General features: G+C 40.1%; 14 protein-coding genes. 12 read left to right on the top strand and 2 right to left on the bottom strand.

Translation table 11 applies throughout. The features are described 5' to 3' along the window. Positions 1–84 precede the first annotated feature (84 nt). Positions 85–444, top strand: a complete 360-nt coding sequence (locus WAA20_RS20565; RefSeq protein WP_073386900.1) for a hypothetical protein — start codon at positions 85–87, stop codon at positions 442–444. 106 nt (positions 445–550) lie between these two features. Here the strand turns inward: WAA20_RS20565 and WAA20_RS20560 are convergent, their stop codons facing one another. Beyond that, positions 551–1,933 (bottom strand): response regulator, encoded by a 1,383-nt coding sequence (locus tag WAA20_RS20560; protein ID WP_073386902.1) that lies wholly within the window; start codon positions 1,931–1,933, stop codon positions 551–553. Positions 1,934–2,247: 314 nt separating this feature from the next. After that, positions 2,248–4,083 (bottom strand): histidine kinase, encoded by a 1,836-nt coding sequence (locus WAA20_RS20555; protein ID WP_073386903.1) that lies wholly within the window; start codon positions 4,081–4,083, stop codon positions 2,248–2,250. Positions 4,084–4,462: 379 nt separating this feature from the next. Between WAA20_RS20555 and WAA20_RS20550 the strand changes: the two genes are divergently transcribed. From WAA20_RS20550 to WAA20_RS20500, 11 genes are all read left to right on the top strand, one after another. Further along, positions 4,463–5,572: a glycoside hydrolase family 43 protein gene (locus tag WAA20_RS20550; protein ID WP_073386905.1), complete on the top strand. Its 1,110-nt coding sequence runs from the start codon at positions 4,463–4,465 to the stop codon at positions 5,570–5,572. Next, complete coding sequence (locus WAA20_RS20545; RefSeq protein WP_073386906.1) at positions 5,562–8,495, top strand: extracellular solute-binding protein; 2,934 nt, start codon at positions 5,562–5,564, stop codon at positions 8,493–8,495. The genes WAA20_RS20550 and WAA20_RS20545 overlap by 11 nt, the downstream gene beginning before the upstream one ends. A gap of 89 nt (positions 8,496–8,584) precedes the next feature. Then, positions 8,585–9,460, top strand: a complete 876-nt coding sequence (locus tag WAA20_RS20540) for a sugar ABC transporter permease (protein ID WP_207649284.1) — start codon at positions 8,585–8,587, stop codon at positions 9,458–9,460. Next, positions 9,461–10,333: a carbohydrate ABC transporter permease gene (locus WAA20_RS20535; protein WP_073386909.1), complete on the top strand. Its 873-nt coding sequence runs from the start codon at positions 9,461–9,463 to the stop codon at positions 10,331–10,333. It abuts the gene before it with no gap. A 12-nt stretch (positions 10,334–10,345) separates the two neighbouring features. Then, positions 10,346–11,842 (top strand): NHL repeat-containing protein, encoded by a 1,497-nt coding sequence (locus WAA20_RS20530; protein WP_167562697.1) that lies wholly within the window; start codon positions 10,346–10,348, stop codon positions 11,840–11,842. Further along, the gene (locus WAA20_RS20525; protein ID WP_073386912.1) at positions 11,821–12,441 is read left to right on the top strand and encodes a YIP1 family protein; all 621 of its coding nucleotides are present in this window, start codon (positions 11,821–11,823) and stop codon (positions 12,439–12,441) included. The genes WAA20_RS20530 and WAA20_RS20525 overlap by 22 nt, the downstream gene beginning before the upstream one ends. Next, the gene (locus WAA20_RS20520) at positions 12,438–14,957 is read left to right on the top strand and encodes a DUF5696 domain-containing protein (protein ID WP_073386913.1); all 2,520 of its coding nucleotides are present in this window, start codon (positions 12,438–12,440) and stop codon (positions 14,955–14,957) included. Before WAA20_RS20525 ends, WAA20_RS20520 begins: the two co-directional genes overlap by 4 nt. A gap of 18 nt (positions 14,958–14,975) precedes the next feature. Beyond that, positions 14,976–15,911: a carbohydrate ABC transporter permease gene (locus WAA20_RS20515; RefSeq protein WP_073386915.1), complete on the top strand. Its 936-nt coding sequence runs from the start codon at positions 14,976–14,978 to the stop codon at positions 15,909–15,911. Between the two features lie 58 nt (positions 15,912–15,969). Further along, positions 15,970–16,914, top strand: a complete 945-nt coding sequence (locus tag WAA20_RS20510) for a carbohydrate ABC transporter permease (protein WP_139263696.1) — start codon at positions 15,970–15,972, stop codon at positions 16,912–16,914. 176 nt (positions 16,915–17,090) lie between these two features. Then, on the top strand, positions 17,091–18,596 hold the full coding sequence (locus WAA20_RS20505; RefSeq protein WP_073386918.1) for an extracellular solute-binding protein: 1,506 nt from the start codon (positions 17,091–17,093) through the stop codon (positions 18,594–18,596). A gap of 314 nt (positions 18,597–18,910) precedes the next feature. After that, positions 18,911–20,521: an extracellular solute-binding protein gene (locus tag WAA20_RS20500; RefSeq protein WP_073386919.1), complete on the top strand. Its 1,611-nt coding sequence runs from the start codon at positions 18,911–18,913 to the stop codon at positions 20,519–20,521. Positions 20,522–20,598 lie beyond the last annotated feature (77 nt).

Raw genomic sequence — 20,598 nt, 5'->3', positions numbered from 1 at the left:
GAGTTTATCGTAAACTACGTGATTTTAAACATATCTTGCAATTAAAAATTCGTAATAATTTTCTAAAAGGAGACCTAAAGATATATGTACAAAGAATTTGAAGAATGGATCAACTCTGTTATAGAAAAAGGACTTCCTGAAGGCCAGGGCCTTTGCTTTAATATCTATGAAGACGGTAACTGTTCATGGTCCATCGAACTGGTAGTAGCATCATCATTCGATCCCGAAGACGATGACTGGGCATCAGAAGCAGATTTTTGCGCAGATTCATCCTTTTCATGGAAGCAGGTTGCAGAATGGGACGATGTATTAGAAGATGCAATACAGGTAATGCTCAGATATCTTGATGAAGGCAAGCATGCAGAAGACTTAAAGAACAGATATATGGGTATATCTACAGGATTTGTAGACGGAGATCTTGAACATCTTTATATAAAGGAATGAGTATCATTTCGATATGACCTCAAAAACAGGGACCTGTGAGTGACAATTCACAGATCCCTGTTTTTATTAAAATTATCCTTATTATTGTTCGAGATTAGTTCTGCCTTTATTCCGGATTAGCCCTATATTCACTAGGAGTCTTCCCGGTCATCTTTTTAAATGTCTTTAAAAAGTAAAAATAATCATTAAACCCTGTTTGTGAAGCGATCTCGTTTATTGATGTATTAGTAGTAGAGATCAGCTTTTTGGCATTCGTTATTCGAAGATTTGTAAGATAGTGTGAAAAAGTTGATCCCGAACTTTTCTTAAAAAGCTGACTCACATAGTTAGGGTTTAAGTTAACAACAGCAGCCACATCCTTAAGAGACAGGTTTTCATTGTAATAAGTGTTGATATATTTCATTATCTTAAGGAAATAAGTATTACTAAAGCTCTTATCATCCTCTATTATTTCAGAAGCATCCCCAAGATGAAAAACAAGACTGTCAATCAGGTTATCGAATGAAGAGTAGTCATGGATCAGCTGCTTATAGTTATAAATATAGTAATCCTGCCCATTTGGGAACAGCTGAGTATTTGAAAACAGAAGATTATTAAGCCTCATAGTAGAGTTTATGTTCATCTGAGACCTGTACTTTGGCTCTTTTAGGTTATTCAGAAGGACGATAAGCTTATCCTTTTCATTGAAGCTATTTGCGGAAGTAATAGACTTATACAGACTTGTCTTTTCAAAGCCTGCGCAGCTCGAACACACAATGGAAGCCTTCTCATCCTCACCATTCATAAAGCTGTTAAAGCACATGGCGCCGCATTCATAGATCGCATGACGAAGAGAAGCGATATTAACGGCTGTAGGGAATAATCCGATCCCTGCATAGGTGATGCTGCTAAAATCCGCCTCGGTATAGCTTTTATCTGATATGTATATATTCTGACCTATTCCTATGGAAAAAGATATTCCGTGATCCACAGGTGAAGCGACATTGCCATAGGTTGAAGCAATATAATACTGCTCGCAGCCAAGCCCCTGATCCTTTAAATACGATTCCATCATGGCAGTATTGTTTTCTTCAATATAATTCATGAAATCAGCAGACAGGTCCCTGCCTTCATCACTTGAGAGCATTCGCTGCGCCCTAAGAAGAAGGACTTCAAGCTCCTCATATTCCACAGGTTTTAAAAGATACCCCAGAACCCCATAAGTAATAGCCTTTTGAGCATAGGAGAATTCCGCATATCCGCTTACAATGATAACCTTGGTCTTGAGATTATTAACAAATATCATCTTGCTTATATCAAGCCCGCTATAGCCCGGCATCCTAATATCAAGAATCGCAAGGTCAATATCCTTATCTTTGATAAGATTATAAGCATCATGACCGGAATTAACCGTATAACAGACTTCCATGTCATAATCGCTCCAGGGAATGATACTTTTCATTGACTCAGTTATACTTGGTTCATCATCTGCTAAAAGAACTTTATGCATAAGCACCCCTTATCCTGATTTACTGTCTTATTCATAATTAACCCAATTGCTCGTCTATGAATTTATCTACTATGTCATAAAATGAGGTAGGTGTCAAAAGTTCCTTTTGACACCTTATGACTAACGGATTGTTCCGTTTCTTCGAAACTCTCACAATCCTAAAACATTCGCAAATCCGCACTACGTGCTACTTTGCTCATGTTTTGCGGGTCATAAATTCATATTCGATTTCGAGCAAGCTCGAATCGAAATGACTTTTGACCCTTACGTCATAAAATTTTGACAATGATTAATGCGAACATGAATGATTTGCCTTACTGCTTAGGCATCTTGATCGTTACAACTGTACCATCATTTTCCTGACTGTCTATCGTAATACCATATGAAGGCCCATACTGGAGCATCAGCCTTGCATTGGTATTGTAGATACCAACATATGTATTGGCTTCGTAATGCGGCGTATCAAGAACCTCCTTGATCTCCCGCAACCTTTCCTTGTCTATGCCAACCCCGTCATCCCTTATTTCTATTGTGAAAAGATCTTTCGAAACATTGCAGCCAATATAGAGCATGCAATTGTGAAGCGCAGGTTCTATGCCATGCTGTATCGCATTTTCAATGATCGGTTGGAGGATTATCTTGATGACCGGTATATCCAGCGCCTCGTCCGGAATATTGTATATGATATCGAACTTGTCCTTGAACCTGTATTTCTGGATATCAATATAGGCTTTAGTCATTTCAAGCTCGTTCCTGAAAGGAACTATAGGATCGCCCTTGGCATTGTACTTATACATCTTGCCCATGGCAACCGCGATGGAAGCAATCTCCGGAACATTGTTGGACAGAGCCAGAGACTTGATCTGTTCAAGAACGTTATATAGAAAATGCGGGTTTATCTGGCTTCTAAAGTAGGATATCTCAGTCGCCTGACCGCGTATCTTTTCTTCGTACAACTTGGTCGTAGTATCAAATATCTTCTTATTAAGCTCATCAATAGCTGCAAATAGTGTGGAAAAAGAATCTGTAAGATCCTGAACTTCAGCGCATCCATCCACAACAATAGGCTCCGGAAGATGCCTTTGGCTATCCTGCGTCATTTTGGAGATAATACCGCTGAATTTATTGATGGGCTGCACCATGTTTTTATAAAACACATATACCAAAAGTAAGGTAAACAGTAGAATTGCTATAAGAATAATTATTATCTGTCTCCACGCAAAGATAAGGTAATTATTGATCGCAGCGATATAAACGCTACTTATGATGTAACAACCCGACTTTTCAGAATAATTAAGACTGATAACATAGTTACTGTCAGAGTAGGTATAGCTCTCGCTTACATTACCATCATTATCTTCATGCGCGGGGTCTGAAATGTAATTCTGGCAGAAATCAAGTACAACATCAGTAAACAGCTCGGAGTTATTGTCCAGTGGATAGGCATTCCCATTAGTGTCCATAAGGAAAAAAGATGATGCCTTGGATTCCAGTGAATCAGAGGACGTACCAGTATTTCCCTTATCATCGATTATCAGGTTATCAATATCCAGAGAAATAAAGACGCATCCGATGATATTACCTTTTTGATATATCTTATAACAATAGATATAGTATGTTTTTGATGAAAGAGCTCTGATGCTGCTTTTATGAAGCCCCATAGCGCTTGTGATGCTCTGATCGGAAAGAGAGCTTTCATATAAAAGCCTAAGGTCTTCTTCAGAAAAGATAGCAGACATGTGAAGAGTATCATTAACAAAGGCAATATCAGCAATATTCGAGTTAAGGCTTTTGACAGATGCAACCTTATTATTTATCTCATCTATAAGATCGCTTGAAAACTCAGAATATCTGTCTTTGGAAAGGAGCTCCTTGCATATGGCAGAGTTCTGAAAGTCATTGCCAAGTACTTCAAGCTGAAAGCTGACATTATCAAGCTCGTTACTAAACCTGCTTGCATACATATCTGCATAGTTTTGCTGATTCTGAAGGAATATTTTTTTGATGGAGGCAAAAAGTAGTATAGAAAGAACAAGAATTATAACCAAAAAAGCACCGGTGATAACGGTGAACTGCTTTTGAATCGGCTGACGCTTGAACTTATATAGAATCCCCTGCTTAGCAGTAGAGTTACCTGCTTTACTCCCCATTAGTCATTCCCCGCATGATCTTGATCATAAACAGAAACATGATACATATGATGTTTCTGAAAACTTTTATTGTTGTAGTATCTATCCCAACAATAAAAAAGAAAGTGATATATAAATATTATAAATAAAAAAAGCAAAATGCTATGAAAAATATTAATCAAAATCTGCAAATATTCCATATTATCAATAATGGGAATGTATATATTTTATAAAACGTAAAAAAATACATTCAGATTCCATTTCTAAAGAAATCCCCGTCTAAAAATAACCCATAAATATACAAGCATCATTCAAAGATATTGCATACTAAACACGTGACCCTTTTTGTAGAATATTGCTGTAAAGGGGAGTTCTATAATATCACTGGGGGATCAAGTTTATGTTCTATAAAGATATTCCAAATGGCAAAACATATTTAGATACAGATGGACGTCACATTCAGGCCCATGGTGGTCAGATCCAGAGGATGTCTTTTTTTGATGAAGAGGCTGGGAGTACTGTTACTAAATGGATCTGGGTTGGAGAAGATAAAACAAACGGCGCCCATGGCGGTATTAGAGCCTATAGCTCAGATGATCTTCTTAACTGGAAATATGAAGGCATCATAATGAGGAATATTACATCAAGAGAAGCTCTTGATACCGATCCCTATTTTACAAAACTCTATGAAGGAAAAAATGCAGAAGAGCTGGATCATATCTATGAATGCATAAATTCAACAACTGCCATCATAGAAAGGCCAAAGCTCATATATAACCGGAAAACAGGCATGTACGTTCTGTGGTTCCATGCAGACGGACCTACAAAAGAGAGCAATTCTTCATATGCAGCTGCATCAGCAGGCGTTGCAGTAAGCAGTTCCCCATTTGGACCCTTAAAGTTCATCGACAGATACAGACTTAACGTATGTCCTGATGACCAGGAAGTTTTTTTCCCAAAAAGCAGGGGAATGGCAAGGGACATGAATCTCTTTATAGATGACGATGACACGGCATACATCATCTATTCAAGTGAAGAAAACCTCACACTATATATATCAAAACTAAACGATGAGTATACATATCTTGCGACAGAACCAAAGGATGCAGTATACGGAACAGATTTTATAAGACTGTTCCCGGGGGCACAAAGAGAAGCGCCGGCTTTATTTAAAAGAAAAGATAAATATTACCTAATCACATCCGGTTGCACAGGATGGGCGCCCAATCAGGCCAGATATTACATGGCAGATTCAGTGATGGGAGAGTGGAAGAACATGGGAGATCCCTGTATCTTCGACTTTAATCACACAACCTTTGAATCCCAGAGCACATGCGTATTTAATGCATGCATAGACGATACAGGAGCTGAAAGGTACATATACCTTGGCGACAGATGGAATAGCAAGAAACTCTCAGAGTCCTCATATCTGTTTTTGGATATCAGATTTATGGATGATAACAGCATGAAGATCGCTTACCAGGAAAGAGGATTAGCCGATGGCAACTAATAATAGTAAAAGAATAATCGCTTCATTATTGACAACAAGCGTTATCTTATCGCTATCCGGGATCACAGCCAGAGCGGATGATAATGAAAATGTATCAGTAGGAAGCAGTGATGATCTTCTTAGTACTATTCATGAAACAATAGATTACGAATCCTATATAAAAGACCATCTTCAAAATGGTGCCGCATATCCTGATGAAGAAGTTGTCATAGACGGAAAAAACTTCCTTGAAGCAGATGATGGCTTCTATTTAGAAGATGACGGCCTTTGTACTTTGGAAGAAGGAAACGTCACTTATGAATTCGAGGTTCAAAGCGAAGGCTTTTACAACATTCTTTTAGATTATTACCCGACCAAAGGAAAAAACAACACAATAGAGAGGATCATCTATGTAAATGGAGAGATTCCTTTTGAAAACGCCGGCTACATCGAATTATCAAGAATCTGGTCAGATGCAGAAGATATAGAAAGAGACTCCAGAGATAACGATGTAAGACCTAAGCAGGCAGAGTGTTATACATGGCTTCAAAGCTATATCAAAGACAGCGACGGTTATTATGAAGACCCCTTTTATTTCTACTTTAAAAAGGGAACCAATACTCTGACTTTTGAATCAACCAAAGAACCGATGAAGATCGGGAAGGTAACTTTGAAGCAGGCACCGGTAATTCCTTCGTATACTGATTATCTAAGTATTAATGGAAACGATAATAATGCTGGCGCCGATGTCATGATCAAGGTACAAGGAGAAGATGCAGTATACAAGTCTGATTCCACCTTATATCCCATATCAGACAGGACCTCTCCTTTATCAGAACCCTATAGCCCTAGTAAAACAAGGCTCAATGAAATAGGCGGAAATAACTGGAAGAAGGTCGGTCAGTGGATTAGCTGGGAAATTGACGTACCAGAAAATGGCTATTATACCCTGGCATTTAGATACAGGCAGAATATCAACACAGGTGTAACAGTAATAAGAAGCCTTTCTATTGACGGAGAAGTTCCATTTAAGGAAGCTGCAGAACTGAAGTTCTTATACAACAATGACTGGCAGCTCAAAAGACTTTCTCCCATGGCCAATGCTGATACAGATAACCCCTACATGTTCTACCTTGAAAAAGGAAAGCATGAGATAAAGCTGGAGATTACTCTTGGAAATGAATTATCAGAGATCATAAGAAGGACTGACAGCTGCATAGGAGAGCTTAACAGATGCTACAGACAGCTCCTTATGATAATAGGTTCATCTGCAGATACCATGAGAGATTATCAGCTGGAGCAAAAGGCCCCTGAAGCATTGCAGATACTTGCTGATCAGTATGAAGAGATAAAAGAGATCAGAGAACTTCTGACTTCATATACCAGCGGACTTTCAAGCAGTTCTTTTGCCACAATAGATAATCTTCAGAACCAGCTTGAAAAAATGATAAATGATCCAAGAACCATAGCAAAGCAGTGGTCAGCATTTAAGGACAACATCGTATCCCTTGGTTCATGGGAATTATCTATGAAGGAGCAGCCACTGGAGGTAGATTATCTACTTCTTTGCAGCAAAGAAGTGGCCCTTCCTAAGGCCGAAGCAGGATTTTTCCAAAAGCTCTTCCATGAATTCAGAAAGTTCATGGCAAGCTTCGTGGAAGATTATGACAGCATTGGCGAAGTATACGGCGAAGACAGCCTGGAAGTATGGATCCTTGCAGATGGCTCGAATGTAACAAGCATGACAGGAGGCGGACGAGACCAGGCTACTATCATCAAGCAGCTTGCTGATAACTACTTCGTTCCTGACACTCAGATCCCAGTAAACATCAAACTTGTTAACAAAGATGTCCTGTTATCTGCAACTCTTGCAGGAAGAGGCCCTGATGTCGCACTTGGCGTTGCAGGTAAGGAGCCAATTAACTATGCACTACGAAATGCGGTAGCTGATCTGACCCAGTTTGAGGATTTTGAAGAGGTTAAGGAATGGTTTCACGAGTGTGCCTTTGAGCAGTTCACCTTTGAAGGCGGTGTATACGCCCTTCCTCAGACCATGTCTTTCCATGTAATGTTCTACAGGGCAGACATATTAAAAGAACTTGGGCTTTCCATTCCAAATACCTGGGATGAGTTCTACGAGGTACTTTCCGTAATCCAGAAAAATAACATGAACGTTGGAATATTCCCTGATTACACCACATTTGCAATGTTCCTGTACCAGCATCAGGGAAGCTACTACACAGAAGATGGAACAGCAAGTGGATTAAATTCTGAGGAAGCTGTAGATGCCTTCAAGCAGTGGTCAGGCAACTATGTAAATTATGGAATGCCGGTAACCTTCGATTTTGCCAACAGATTCAGAACTGGTGAGATGCCGCTGGCAATAGGAGACTATACCAATTATAACTATCTGTCAGTATTTGCACCTGAGATAAGAGGACTTTGGGGATTCACAGTTGTTCCTGGTTATGAAGTAAGTACCTATGATTCAGACGGCAATGTAACATCAACAAGGCTCGACAGAAGCGTTTCATCCTGGGAGACCGCGTCCATAATCATGGAAACAAGTGATCAGAAAGAAGAAGCATGGGAATTCCTTAAGTGGTGGATGAGCAGCGAGACTCAGTCAGAATACGGCAATGAGATCGAATCAGTCCTTGGTGTATCAGGAAGAGTAGCAACTGCAAACCTTGAAGCTCTTTCAAATCTTCCATGGTCTTCAAAGGACTATGCACAGCTTATGATGCAGATGCAGGAAGTCAAGGCTATTCCTGAGATCCCCGGAAGCTACTATACAGAAAGAAATATCAAGAACGCTTTCTACACAGTTTATAACAACAATGAAGATCCAAGGGAAACACTTCAGGATATTGTAAAGACCATCAATTCAGAGATAGATGCAAAGAGACAGGAATTCGGACTGCCGCTAAGGGCGAGGGAGTAGATCTCTGATTTTACTCCTTACAGTCGTAACATGAGGTTGAGATGATACTAAAATATCTGAAAATAAGGCTAAAACTGCTCCTAAAGAGCATGAAAAAAAGTAAAACCGCATATCTGTTTATAGGACCGTATTGCATCCTCTTTCTGGCATTCTACCTGATTCCGGTATGCACGTCCATGGGACTTAGCTTTACATACTTCAATGTACTTGAAAGTCCCAGATTTATCGGTTGGAAGAACTATATAGACCTGTTCTTTGCAGATGAGATATTCCTAAAGGCGGTTAAAAATACCTTCCTGTTTGCAACCATAACAGGTCCTATAGGCTATTTCATGGCCCTGTTCATAGCATGGATGATCAATGATATCAAAAAGCCTGTCATAAGAGCTTTCATGACGCTTGTATTCTATGCTCCGACTATTTCAGGTCAGGCATTTATCGTCTGGAGATATATCTTTTCCAGTGATACCTACGGAATGGCCAATGCATGGCTCATGAAACTTGGTATAACCTATTCGCCAATACTCTGGTTTGAAGATGAGAAATACATAATGCCGATCCTCATAATCGTAATCCTCTGGATGAGTATGGGAACAGGCTTCCTATCATTCATAGCAGGTCTTCAGAACGTAGACAGGACCTTGTATGAAGCAGGCTACATGGATGGTATAAGGAACAGATTCCAGGAGCTTTGGTATATAACACTTCCGGCGATGAAAGAACAGCTCATGTTCGGCGCGGTAATGACGATCACAAGCTCATTTGCAATACATGACCAGCTGGCAGCCCTTGCAGGGTTCCCAAGTGTTAACTACGCGGCGCACACTGTTGTATCACATCTTATCGACTATGGTACCGTCAGATTTGAGATGGGATACGCTTCAGCAATAGCTACTCTTTTGTTCATGGTAATGATCTTATGCAATAAACTTGTACAGGTTTTATTAAGGAAGGTCGGTAAATAAATGGCATTTAATCCTTTTAAACACAAAAAAAGAGCAAAACAGAGCCATTCACTGGTGGGAGATGTTTTCAGCATAGCGCTTCTTGTAATACTTGGATCATTCATGGCGCTGCCACTTGTACTTGCGATCAGCAATTCTTTAAAGCCTTTGGAAGAGCTGTTCATATTCCCTCCAAGATTTTTCGTAAGAAATCCTACACTGGACAATTTCCATGATGTATTTGTCCTTATGAGCGGATCATGGGTTCCATTTGCAAGATATACCTTTAACACAGTTTTTATAACATTGGTAGGAACCTTCGGGCATCTTATAATAGCAAGTCTTTGTGCATATGCCCTTGCCAAGTATAAGTTCCCAGGACAGAAGGTGATCTTCTGGATCATAGTTACAGCCCTTATGTTTTCAACCCAGGTAACAGCCATACCCAACTACCTCATAATGTCCAAGATAGGATGGCTGGATTCCTACGCATCACTTATAGTTCCTGCAATAGCAAAACCATTGGGACTATTCCTTATGAAGCAGTTTATGGAGCAGCTTCCGGATTCACTTCTTGAAGCCGCAAGAATAGACGGAGCTTCCGAATTCAAAGTCTTTTGGAAAATAGCGATGCCGCAGGTTAAACCTGCATGGCTTACCCTTATAATCTTTTGTTTCCAGGATCTTTGGAACCTTCAGGGATCTAACTACATTTTCAGTGAAGAGCTTAAAACCCTGCCCTATGCCCTCAGCCAGATATCAGCTGCAGGTATAGCAAGATCAGGAGCAACAGCAGCTGTAGCAGTAATAATGATGATCGTTCCTATTGCAATCTTCATAGCAAGCCAGAGCAATATCATCGAGACAATGGCATCTTCAGGAATCAAGGAATAAAGGAGTTTTATGTTGTTAAAACCAAAACCTCTCATCTCAATACTGGCGCTTTTCATAGTGACTACAGGCATATGGATAGCAAGTTTTATAAGTGCAAGTGCCAATGCTCCATATGAATCCTACAACTATAACTTCTGGGGAGAAGCTGTAGCCCAGCCCCACACCTTTTTATATAAAAAATCTTTTCTCGGAGCAGGAGATAAGAACTCTGATACAACCCTGAATTTCCCAAAGGATATGTTCCTTAAAGGTGAGAAGTTATATATCGCAGATACCGGTAATTCAAGAATACTGGTCACAGATTTTGACGGAAATGTATTGAATGAGTATACATGCGCCAGTGACAGCTCAGATACCTTCAAAGAGCCACAGGGAGTATTCGTGACAGATGAAGACCACATATACATTGCAGACAGCGGCAACTCCAGACTGGTTGAGCTTGATGAAAAAGGAGCTTTCGTAAGAGAGATAGGAAGACCTGTCACCACACTTATAACTGATTCCCAGCAGTATACACCAATCAAAGTTGTTGTAGATCATGCAGGCAGGATCTATGTTATTGCTTACGGAATCAACATGGGTCTTATAGAATTCGATAAAAACGGCGAATTCCAGGGATTTATGGGTGCAACAGAAGTATCTGTAAGCATGTTTACCTATATCTGGAAGAACTATTTTTCCACAAAACAACAGCAGGAGAGAATGGCAACCATCGTTCCTACTGAGTACAGCAACATATGCGTTGATAAAGAGAACTTCATCTATGCAACGATCAACAATCTAAGCGGCGAAGATCTTGCATCAGGAGCTGACGCCATAAGAAGGCTTAATCCAACCGGAGTAGATGTACTCAGGCGCCTTAGTAACAACAAGATAATCGGCGATCTCGATGGTTACCAGAATGGATGGTCTTCCTTCTGCGATGTGGCAGTTAATGATGATGGCTGTTATTTCGTCTTGGATAACAACGATGGCAAGATATTTGCTTACGACTACGACGGCAATAATCTCTTCGTATTCGGACAGATAGGCATCAAGGAAGGCAATTTCCAAAAGCCTGTAGCAATAGCTCTTTCTGAGGATGAAAAGAAGATATTCGTTTTGGACAACGTCCTTGGAAACGTGATGGAGTTTGATATCACAGACTATGGAGAACTTCTTCTTGGAGCCATCAGGAACAATAGCATCGGTAACTCTGAAGAAGCTACAAGACTCTGGAATGAAGTGGCTACATATAACTCCAACAATGAGCTTGCCTACATCGGACTTGGTAAAGCCAGCATGGATGCAGAAGATTATAAAGCTGCCATGGAGTACTTCAAGCTTGGTAATAACAGGAAATACTATTCCAAAGCGCTTTACTACTACAGAAAAGAGATGATGGAAAAGTTTTTTGCCAGAGGAATGCTTATCATCATCATTGTTATAGTAACAGCAATCTGTATCAAAGGATTTTTTGCATACAAAAAATGGGTAGGTAAAGTCAAATGCTATATGGAAAATCATTAAAGTATTTATTTCACGTGATCTTTCACCCCTTTGACGGGTTCTGGGATCTCAAATTTGAGAAAAGAGGAAGCCTTGGGGCCGCTATTACCATAGTGATTCTGACGATCATCACCCTGTCCATAGAAAAACAGGGCACAGGCTTTCTTTACAACATGAACAGGCTTTCAGAACTCAACATAGTAGTAGATATCTTTACCATAGTCCTTGTATATGTGCTGTGGTGCACGGCTAACTGGTGTACGACATCGCTAATGGAAGGAAAGGGAAGGATGATAGATATCCTCATAGCTGTAGGATATTCCATGGCTCCAATAGTACTTATAAGACTTCCCCTTGTGGCAGTAAGTCACTTTATCACAAGTAATGAAGGAAGCTTTTATATGGTATTTAAGACCGTAAGTGTTATGTGGGCGCTCCTCCTTCTTTTCCTTGGGACCATGATCACCCACCAGTACACGGTCAAAAAGACCATTGTAACCTGCATCATAACAGTCGTTGGCATGGGAATAATCATGTTTATAGGACTTCTTTTCTTCAATGTCATAGGAAGAATGATCACTTTTGTAGCAACGATTTATAAGGAGCTTAGGTTTAGATGAAGAAGCCGGAATACACAATTAAAGCTAAAACCAAAAGAATACTGGCAGCTTTACTTATATCAAATATGGTAGTGGTCGGTCTGCTTAATCCCATTGATGCAAGCGCGATAGGAGGACCTTCTGACAAGGATGCTCCAAAGGGCATGAATAAGGTGTGTGAAAATGACTATCTCACCTTGTATCTGAACGAAGAGGATGTAACATTCGCTGTTAAGGACAATGAAACAGGGCATTTGTGGTTTTCAAATCCTCAGGATACAGAAAATGACCAGATCGCATCCCCCTACTATCAGAGGATAATGAAAAATCAGCTCCAGATCAGGTATTTCAACGAAGATGTACAGGTCTCAACCATGGACAGCTACAATGACTGCGTATCCCACGGACAGTTTGAGATTGAAATGCTTGATGACGGATATAAGGTTAGCTATACCCTTGGAGATATGGAAAAAGAGCTACTTTTACCAATGGCGATCTCGGAAGAGCGCTTCGAGCAGTTTGTAAGCCTTATGGATGATAAAACAGCCAAAAAGGTTAGAAGAAACTATGTACTGGAAGAAGGCGCTGATGGCAACTATTACAGATTAAGAGACGGTGTAAAGGATTATATCAAAGAAGACCTTGCCCAGTATTTTCAGGATGCAGGATATACACAAAGTGATTATGAAATAGATTCAGAGCTTGAAACATCGGAAGATACCAATAATAAGCCCTGGTTCACTATAGGAGTTGAGTACCGCCTTGATAATGACAGCCTTACAGTATCCGTAGATCCTATGGAGGTAACCTATAACGAAGATGGCTACTATCTTGTAAGTATTGACCTCTTGCCATACTTTGGTGCAGCGGGGTTAGATGATACCGGATATATGTTTGTTCCTGACGGATGCGGCGCTCTTATCGATCTTAATAATGGAAAAAGTGACCTGTCAGGATACAGCTCAAGAATATATGGACAGGACCTGTCACAGCAGCTTCTTAGCACCAAAAAGTCAGAAACAGATGATACTTACGGGATCAAGCTCCCTGTGTACGGATTAAAGACTGAAAATCAGGCTTTCCTTGCGATCATAGAAAACGGTGATGGCTACGGCACTATAAATGCAGGCGTATCCGGAAAGACAACATCATATAACAACATATATTGCAGCTTTGATTATCTTTCATACGGCGAAGCATCATTAACCAACGTAGTCGGAGCCAATAGTTACCAATTGTATGGAAACAAAGACTTTTCGGATACATATAAAGTCAGGTTCAAGTTCTTAAGTGATGAAAAGGCCGATTACAGCCACATGGCAGGCCTTTACAGAGATTATCTCATAGCAGGCGGAAAGCTTAAGGAAACTGCTATTGAAACCGGAGACATACCTCTTTATACCGAGCTTATCGGAGCGATAGATAAGTACAAGACCATCCTGGGAGTAAGATACAGAGCAATAGAAGCTCTCACAACCTATGAGGAAGCAAAGATCATAACTGATGAGCTTAAAAATGAAGGTGTATCCGATCAGACTCTTATCTATTCCGGCTGGATGAATGACGGACTAAAAGGATATGCAAATTACGAGGTTAATCCTGTAGGTAAGCTTTCTCAGGGACTTAGTCTTAACTCTTTTTTACAGGCAGAAAAAGATCTTGGTGTTAATACGTACATGACACTAGATATACAAAACGTATACAAGAATAAGCTTACTGACGGATATTCAACCCTTAGTAATGCACCGGGATACTTCGATCACACTGTTGTTTACAGTAAAGAATATTCTCTGTCTGGAAGCAGTTCTACAGGCAAAGAAGCGGATCTTATCAGCCCGTATTTTGCCATGGATTACACAAAGAAACTAATTAATGGAATAAGTAAATATGAGATCACAGGTGTGGATTTCACCTATGCCACCTACAGACTATATTCAGACTATCTTGAGGAACGTTACACAGACAGAGAAGCAGCGATATCGCTTTATGAGTCGAGCTTTAATGAGGCGGTTTCCGGTGGAATAGCAATAATGGGTGATAATGCAAATGCATATGCTTTCCCCTATTTAAACCAGATGATCAACGTTCCATTATATTCAAACAGGTACAGGATCCTTGACAGGGAGATACCTTTTTATCAAATGGTCATCCACGGAAGCCTTTCCTATAGCGGCGAAGCTCTGAACATGTCAGATGATTATGAGACCAGCTTACTTAAGTCAGTAGAGTGCGGCGCAGGTCTTCATTATCTGTGGATCTATAAGGACAATTCACTTCTTAAGGAAACTGACTATGATGACCTGTACAGCGTTCAGTATTCTTCCTGGAAAGAAAAAGCCGTAAGCGACTATGCAAGAGTAAATGAGGTACTGCAAGGCCTTACAGATGTAAGTATCGTAAGTCACGAGCTCCTTTCAGAAGATCTTGTAAAAGTAACTTATGATAACGGAACAAGGATATACGTCAATTATTCGGATAGCGCCATAACAGTCGACGGAGTAACTGTAGAAGCAAGAAGTTTTATCAGAAAAGACTGAGAAAAAGAGGAATAGCAGATGGGATATTTCAAGAAAATAGATGGGCATATAAAGCTCACCCTTGTAGGAAAAGAAGCTTTAGCTGGACTACTTTTTATAATACCTTTCCTTGTTGGCTTTTTTGGAAGCTTCCTTCCTTTTATCGTTGAATCTGTCAAATTCAGTCTCAGCAACATGGAAGTAACAAGCAGCGGCTACGCTCTGACTCCTGCTCTCAAGAACGGTTTTGAGCATTATATAAGGCTTCTTACTATAGACCCTGAGTTTAATCAGATGCTCCTTAGGTCAATAGGGGACATGGTCTTAAAAGTACCGCTTGTTATTATATTCAGTTTCTTTTCCGCTAATCTTCTTAATCAGGAGTTCAAGGGAAGAGCAATTGCAAGAAGCATCTTTTTCTTCCCGGTAATACTTACATCGGGAGTTATCCTGGGACTTGAAAACTCAGATCTACTTGTAAGGACCTTAAGTGAGACAGGCCAGAGCGCAGAAGATACCCAGGCAATGCTAAATGTATCGTATCTTCTCATAAATTACACAGATCTTCCGGTCAACATAATCAATTACCTGACATCAGCAATTGACGGGATATACGACATTATCATAGCTTCAGGCGTTCAGATACTTATTTTCCTTGCAGCTCTTCAGTCAATATCACCGTCCTTGTATGAGGCGTCAAGCATTGAAGGAGCTACAGCCTGGGAGAGCTTCTGGAAGATTACTTTCCCTATGATAAGCCCTATTATCCTGGTCAACAGTGTCTACACAATAATTGATACATTCACCAACGAGACCAACGAAGTTATGAGCAAGATTAAAAGTACTATCTTCTCAGATGTTAAGTACGGCCTTGGAAGCGCAATGGCATGGATATATTTTATATGCATTTCAGTAATACTGCTGGTTGTAGGCTTGTATATTTCAAGAAAGGTATTCTACTACGATGAGAGATGAGGCATTAATATTAGAATCCCCCAAAAAGATAAAGAGAGTAGAGCAGCCAAGTAGCGATATGCTAAAAATCCGTGCGCAAAAGCTTGGAAAGTTTCTGCTTCGCATAGTCAGAGGAACAGTTATTGTCGGGATATGTTTTATAATCCTGCAGCCTCTTTTTGCAAAGATAAGCATCTCTTTTATGAATGAAAAAGACCTGTATGATTCCAGCGTCAAATATATAGCCAAGCACTTCACCCTGAATAATTACAGGCTGGCTATAAGCGGAATGGATTACTGGACAGTGCTTATAAGAACCATAATTTTATCAGCGCTTATATCTTTCATCCAGCTCTTTGCCTGCCTTCTGACAGCATATGGATTTGCCAGATTCAGATTTCCATTCAAAAAGCTCCTGTTTGGATGCGTGATCCTTACATTGATCGTACCGCCTCAGGTTGTTATGCTTCCTCTTTTCATAAGATACAGATTCTTTGATATCTTTGGAATCTTCAAGCTGACAACAGGCGGAACTGTGAATCTGATAGATTCCTACTGGCCTTTCTTCATACAGGCATTTACCTGCATGGGTATCAGAAATGGACTGTACATATACATGCTGAGGCAGTTCTTTAAGGGAATGCCAAGAGAGCTTGAAGAGGCAGCATTTGTAGACGGCTGTGGTAAGCTAAGGACCTTTATACAGATAATGCTCCCAAGTGCTGTACCTATGATGGTTACAGTATTCCTCTTTGGATTTGTATGGCAGTGGACGGATTCCTTCTATACATCACTGTATCTTAACAATACAAAAGTGATCTCTTCAGCGCTTGGATCACTTGCAGTAAATGTATACAAAGAGTATGAAGGCTTCGGCGGTTCAATGAACTTCATCAGTCCCGGATTTGTATCCATGATGAACAATACAGGTACGATTCTTTCTATAATACCGCTCATTCTCTTATATCTGTTCTGTCAAAAGAGCTTTGTAGAAGGAATCGAGCGTTCAGGTATCGTTGGATGATGAAAGTCCTCTGGGAATAGTCAAGGCTGGAATGATTTAAAAATGTAAAGGAAGTACGTATTAAGGATGGAAAGTAAGTATGTAGTAAGAAAGTAAGTATGTAGTAAGAATGGAAAGAAAAAGCTATGAAGAATATGTAGCTTAATAATCAAACTATATAAAAAGGAGAGAAAACTATGAAAAAGAGAAGTGCTTTACTGCGTGCAATGTCAGTTCTTACAAGTGCTGTGATGGTTATCAGTGCAGCCGGATGTAGCTCAACAGATGCACAGAACACTGACACAACCCAGGCTTCATCTACTGATGCTGCGGATCAGACAGTAGATACAGGGGAGACTGATGCTGGTCAGGCCGCAACCGAGGAAGAGGTTCAGGAGCCTGAATACGACTTTGGCGGAAGAGTAGTAAGAATCGGATCTTACTATGATATGACTCCAGACCCTGAGAAAAATGCGATCGAAGCTGCTCTTTCAGAGAGAATCGCATACGTAGAAGAGAACTATAACTGTAAGATCGAGTTCGTAGATCTTGGCGGAGATTACGTTAATGCATATGTTACCAGCGTTCTTGCAGGCGACCCTGTTTGTGATATCGGATATGCTGTTACAACAACTGTTCTTCCTTCCCTTATAGAAGGTGGAATCGCTTATCCTGTAAGTGACCTTGGCGTAATTGATTTTGATGACTATAAATGGAGATCTGATGTTGTAGAAGCAGGAAAATATAAGGGAAAGAACTACACATTCCTTCTCAAGGATCCTGAGATCAGATACGGTATCTTCTGGAATAAGACACTGTTCGAGCAGAACGGCCTTCCGGATCTGTATGAACTTGCTAACAGTGATGAATGGACATGGAGTAAATTCAAAGAAGTAGCCCTTCAGGGTAATATCGACTCTGACAATGACGGAACAATTGATATCTACGGCTTCAATGCAAGAGAAAACCTTGGCTGGTGCTATCTGTATTCTAACGGAGCTCAGGTTGCAGAAAAGACAGATTCAGGTATCACTATTGATCTTTCTGATGAGAAGGTTGTAGAAGCCCTTACAGCAATGCAGGATTTCACAACTACAGTTGATTACAGACAGATTGACTGGTCAGTAGACAGCTGGGATTCACTTATCGGAGATTTCAGAGACGGCAAGTCCATGATGTGTCTTGAAGAGTTCTGGATCTCATATGCATATCTTAATGAGATGGAAGATGACTGGGGCTGGGTACCATTCCCTAAGGGAGATTCTGCAGATGACTGGTCCTGCTATGGTAAGGAAAACGGCTGCCGCTTCATGCTTAACGGAATCGAAGATCCTGAAACAGTAGCACTTATCTATGATCTCATCACAGATATAGCTGATACTAACGAAGAGTGGGATGACCTTATGGAAGATCAGCTTGAAAGCTGGGCAGATGACAGCGAGACAGTTGAGAACGTATCTTACATCTATAACAACAAGATCGCTAAGATCAATTCCATTAACGGCTTCTCAGAGCTCAACGGCGTCATCAACACAATGATCGAAGAGATCACAAGCGGAACATCTTCACCTCAGACAGCACTTGATACTTATCAGTCACAGATCGATTCTGCTATAGCAGATCTTGAAAACCACGACTACGATGCAGATATGCAGGAATATCTGAAGACAGATGAGGAAGGCGAAGAAGAATCAGGAGAATAATATATATACAAAAGGAACTTTTGACACCTACCTCATATTATTGATATATGATTCTTTTATTAGTTGTTCATTGGTTTTGTAGTTTATAAATAATTGTCCTAAGGGAAAGCGGCCTTAATAGTCGCTTTCCTTTTTGGACTAAAAGGCGCTTTTCTGCGTTTTTATTTGATTATGTGGTATACTTTTAATATCGTTCATATGAAATCTCGTTTACGGTATTTCAAGTCTTGGTAAAAGAGTTTTTTATCTAACGTATAAAAAAGATCTTAAATCAAGCATATGAACAAAAAGGGGATCTGGGGGAGCATATTCATATGTCTATCTTGTTTAAATCCAGCAGCGGTAAAAGAAAAATATCAGTTCTTGTATCTATAAGCATAGCTATAAACATGCTTATATCGGGATGTGGTAAAAATACACCTGTTATTGAAAAAGGCAGTGAAACTACCACATATGATGAGCATCTCGATATCTCTATCGCCTACTGGCAGATAGATAAAGCCCTTGAAGGAAAAGATAGCGATGAAGTACTAAAGAAAATCGAAGAAAAGTTTAATATTACTATAGTTCCTGAAAACATAACCTGGGATGACTATTATTCAAAAATAGAGCTTTGGGCTGAAAACAATACGCTTCCTGATATATTTGTAGGAGCATATCGTACATCCAATACCATGGGTGAATGGGCTGAACAGGGATTATTACATGAGATCCCAAGCGACCTTTCAAAATATGAGAATTTAAGCAGATACATGGATTCTCCTGAGACGGAGACCTGCCAGATAAATGGAAAGACCTATTGTATCTTCAGGCAGACATACTCAGAGCAGGCAGAGACAGTTAAGGACAGGACTATCCTTTACAGATGGGATCTTGCTAAAGCTGCCGGAATTACCAAAGAGCCTGAAAACTGGGATGAATTCAGGGATATGATCCAGGCTATCATTAAGACAGATAGTGAAAATACAGATATAAAAGGTATGACCTCCAAGGATTATTCAATGCTGATCGCACCTTTGTTTACTTATAGTATGCCTCTTGCGGCTGTAGGCGATTCATCTTTTTACTGGGTTTCAAATGGAGAGAAATATGTTCCTGCTATATTTGCAGGAGAAAGCCTTGGTGAAGACGCCCTGCCGACCTGGAACCTTGTCAGAGACATGTATGAAGAGGGCACGATAGAAGAGGACATCCTTTTTACAACTACTTCTCAGGCAGAGGAAAAATTTCTGAGCGGCAAAAGTGCTGCCATATGCATTGATGGCGGCATAAGCAATACCAAGACATATGAAAATATCGGCCAGTACTGGAAAGAAATGCACGGTCATGATTTTTTTGAAGACGTCAAATATCTGGACCTTCTTCCTTCGATAGATGGTAACACTTACTACACCGCCTGGGATTATGCCTGGAGCGAAACTTATATCAGTTCGAAAGTATCAGATGAAAAGATGGACAGGATACTTGCTTTATACGACTATCTTTTGTCCGAAGAAGGAACACTTCTTAGTAATTTTGGCATAGTAGATGATACTTATAGTATGGACGATAATGGCCAGGTTACGATCCTGTATGATAAGCCATCTGACAAGTATCACAGCCTTGAAATGTTTGCATCTCTTGTCTGCTGGAATTATGGCAATAATGATGGCACAGGCTTCCCTAACCTTGTGCCAGACAGCTATGTTCAAATGGATAAAGAGAGAGTGGAAAAGGCACGAACCCTTGAAATACCGCCTTATAGCTACGAATGTACTAAGGCTTTATATGAATCTGGAAACGGCTTCTCTATAAAGGTTAAAGATATCTTCAAGGACGTCATGCTTAGTGAAGAACCCGTAGAAGACGTATGGAACAAGATCATTGATGAATATATAGATGCAGGCCTTCTTGACGTAATTGATGAAGTTAATGGAATGCTATGATTTCAATATGTTTTATGGCTAAATTCAGATTTTCAAGAACTTCGCACTTGTAAAATAATTAAGTTTTCGCCTATTCC

The organism is Butyrivibrio fibrisolvens (genome assembly GCF_037113525.1).
Taxonomy (GTDB): domain Bacteria; phylum Bacillota; class Clostridia; order Lachnospirales; family Lachnospiraceae; genus Butyrivibrio; species Butyrivibrio fibrisolvens.
The sequence above is the reverse complement of the archived record's forward strand: the minus strand, read 5'-3'. Positions and strand labels throughout refer to the sequence as shown.

What these genes read in the sequence shown, in the direction of transcription:
- WAA20_RS20515 (WP_073386915.1), top strand. Translation starts at nt 14,976, where the DNA reads ATGGGATATTTCAAGAAAATAGATGGGCATATAAAGCTCACCCTTGTA.
- WAA20_RS20500 (WP_073386919.1), top strand. Translation starts at nt 18,911, where the DNA reads ATGTCTATCTTGTTTAAATCCAGCAGCGGTAAAAGAAAAATATCAGTT.
- WAA20_RS20565 (WP_073386900.1), top strand. Translation starts at nt 85, where the DNA reads ATGTACAAAGAATTTGAAGAATGGATCAACTCTGTTATAGAAAAAGGA.
- WAA20_RS20510 (WP_139263696.1), top strand. Translation starts at nt 15,970, where the DNA reads ATGCTAAAAATCCGTGCGCAAAAGCTTGGAAAGTTTCTGCTTCGCATA.
- WAA20_RS20560 (WP_073386902.1), bottom strand. Translation starts at nt 1,933, where the DNA reads ATGCATAAAGTTCTTTTAGCAGATGATGAACCAAGTATAACTGAGTCA.
- WAA20_RS20545 (WP_073386906.1), top strand. Translation starts at nt 5,562, where the DNA reads ATGGCAACTAATAATAGTAAAAGAATAATCGCTTCATTATTGACAACA.
- WAA20_RS20550 (WP_073386905.1), top strand. Translation starts at nt 4,463, where the DNA reads ATGTTCTATAAAGATATTCCAAATGGCAAAACATATTTAGATACAGAT.
- WAA20_RS20525 (WP_073386912.1), top strand. Translation starts at nt 11,821, where the DNA reads ATGCTATATGGAAAATCATTAAAGTATTTATTTCACGTGATCTTTCAC.
- WAA20_RS20535 (WP_073386909.1), top strand. Translation starts at nt 9,461, where the DNA reads ATGGCATTTAATCCTTTTAAACACAAAAAAAGAGCAAAACAGAGCCAT.
- WAA20_RS20520 (WP_073386913.1), top strand. Translation starts at nt 12,438, where the DNA reads ATGAAGAAGCCGGAATACACAATTAAAGCTAAAACCAAAAGAATACTG.
- WAA20_RS20555 (WP_073386903.1), bottom strand. Translation starts at nt 4,083, where the DNA reads ATGGGGAGTAAAGCAGGTAACTCTACTGCTAAGCAGGGGATTCTATAT.
- WAA20_RS20540 (WP_207649284.1), top strand. Translation starts at nt 8,585, where the DNA reads ATGAAAAAAAGTAAAACCGCATATCTGTTTATAGGACCGTATTGCATC.
- WAA20_RS20505 (WP_073386918.1), top strand. Translation starts at nt 17,091, where the DNA reads ATGAAAAAGAGAAGTGCTTTACTGCGTGCAATGTCAGTTCTTACAAGT.